The sequence below is a fragment of the Rhodococcus sp. (in: high G+C Gram-positive bacteria) genome, from assembly GCF_049286785.1.
In the GTDB taxonomy this organism is placed as follows: domain Bacteria; phylum Actinomycetota; class Actinomycetes; order Mycobacteriales; family Mycobacteriaceae; genus Rhodococcus_F.
This window is the reverse complement of the sequence record NZ_JBAQEO010000373.1, coordinates 1-2,174: the sequence shown is the minus strand read 5'-3', so window position 1 is coordinate 2,174 and position 2,174 is coordinate 1. Positions and strand designations below refer to the sequence as shown.

Genomic DNA, 2,174 nt, shown 5'->3' with positions numbered 1-2,174 from the left:
CGTGACGGTGTGCGGGGTCTTCGGCGTCAGCGCCACCTATCACCGCATCCACTGGAAGACGGTCGCGGCACGGATCTGGATGAAACGTGCCGACCATTCGATGATCTTCCTCTTCATCGCGGGGAGCTACACACCGTTCGCGGTCCTGGGCCTACCGCCAGGCACGGGCCGTGTGCTGATGATCGTCGTCTGGTCCGGAGCTCTTGCCGGGGTCGCACTGAAGATGCTCCGGCCCACGGCGCCGCGCTGGGTGGGTGTGCCGCTCTATCTGCTCCTCGGATGGGCCATCGTGCCGGTGGCGCCCGCACTCGCCCGCGAGGTCGGTGTCCTCCCCCTGGTGCTGCTTCTGATCGGCGGCATCCTGTACTCGGTGGGCGCGATCCTGTACGCCACCAAATGGCCCAATCCGTGGCCCCGCACCTTCGGTCACCACGAGTTCTTCCACGCCGCCACCGTCATCGCGGCACTGTGCCACTACATCGCCGTCTGGCTCGTGGTGTTCCACTGACCGAAACGGTCAGCGGCTCAGCACTTCACGCAGTTCGCCGGGGGACGACACCGGACGATCGCACACGAATCCACGGCACACGTACGCCGCCGACACACCGCCCACCAAAGGGCGGTCTGCGAGCAACGGCGACGAGTCCGGCTCGCCACCGACGACCACGGCGCCGCCGGGCGCGAACCGGCGGGCGGCCTCGAGTAAACGGGAGTCACCATTCGTGGCCACCGCCACCTGGATAGGCCCCCGCACCGACGCCTCCGCGACGGCGAGCCACTGGCCCGCCGACCGCGGGGCCCGCTGCAGCAGCAGCGCCGCGCGCAGCAGCGACGCGTCCGCTGCGGCGGCATACCGAGCCGAATCGTCCGGGGCCGCCACCGCAGCGGCCGTCAGCAGCGCCTCGGCCAGACTGGACGCCCCCGAAGGCGTGGCCCCGTCGACGGGGTCACGCGGACGGGTCACCAGGTTCTCGGCATCGTCCGCGGTGTCGAACCAGCTGCCGGGCTGCTCCGGGTCCGCGAAATGGATCAGCGCGAGATCGACCAGTTCCTGGGCGCTGCGCAACCATTCTCCGTCGCCGGACGCCTGGTACAGCGCAAGTAGTCCCGTGGCCATCCAGGCGTAGTCCTCGAGGACGCCCGCCGGCTCACCCACGACCGATCCCAGCGACGCCCGGCGCAACCGTCCGTCCATCAGGTGCAGATCGAGGACCGTCCTGGCGCACACCGCGGCAGCATCCACCCATTCCGGCCTGCCGAGACCGGCACCCGCCTCCGCCAGCGCCGTGATCGTCATACCGTTCCAGGCCGTGACCACTTTGTCGTCGCGCCCCGGTTGCGGTCTCGTCCCGCGTTCCGCGAACAGAGCGCTCCGGACGCGCCGCCACCGCTCCCGATCGTCCGGGTCGGCGGGGAGCTGAAGCACCGACGTCCCTGCCTCGAACGTCCCGGCAGAGCTCACTGCGAAAAGATCCGACGCCCACACCCCGTCCTCGGACCCCAGCACGTCGACGAGCTGCTCCGGCGTCCACACGTAGGTCAGACCCTCGACTCCTTCGGTGTCGGCGTCGAGGGCGGACGCGAACGACCCGGCCTGCGTGCGGAGATCCCGCAACAGGAACTCGACCGTCTCCTCGGCCACCCGGACCGCGAGATCCGAACCGGTGCGGCGGCCGAGGTGGGCATAGACCCGGAGCAACTGGGCGTTGTCGTACAGCATCTTCTCGAAATGCGGCACCACCCACTGCGCGTCGACCGAGTACCGGGCGAATCCGCCGCCGAGCTGGTCGTAGATACCGCCGCGAGCCATCGCGGACGCCGTACGCTCCACCGTGCCGAGGACAGCCTCCGCGCCGTTCCTTTCATAGGCTCGCAGTAGACCTTCGAGCAACGCGGACGGCGGGAACTTGGGAGCGCCACCGAACCCGCCGAACTCCGCGTCCGCCTCGCGGACCACCGCTGCGGTGGCCGCATCGAGCAGCGGCGCGCCCACCCGGACATCGCTCGACGGGATGCCGCCTGCCCCGCGCTGCAGCTCCGCGACGACGGCCACGGCCGCCTGGTCCACGTCGTGCCGGCGGTCGCGCCACGTGTCGGCGATGGCGCTCAGCAATTGGGTGAACGACGGCATTCCGCCGCGGGGCGCGGGCGGGTAATAGGTACCGCAGTAGAAC

At 70.1% G+C, this 2,174-nt stretch carries 2 protein-coding genes; one reads left to right on the top strand and one right to left on the bottom strand.

Features of this window, described 5'->3' with window-relative positions:
- A partial coding sequence (trhA, locus tag WAW17_RS13965; RefSeq protein WP_422333554.1) for a PAQR family membrane homeostasis protein TrhA occupies positions 1–508 on the top strand: 508 nt, incomplete at its 5' end.
- A gap of 9 nt (positions 509–517) precedes the next feature.
- Here the strand turns inward: trhA and WAW17_RS13960 are convergent.
- The coding region (locus WAW17_RS13960) for a thioredoxin domain-containing protein (RefSeq protein WP_422333553.1) at positions 518–2,174 on the bottom strand (1,657 nt) is incomplete at its 5' end.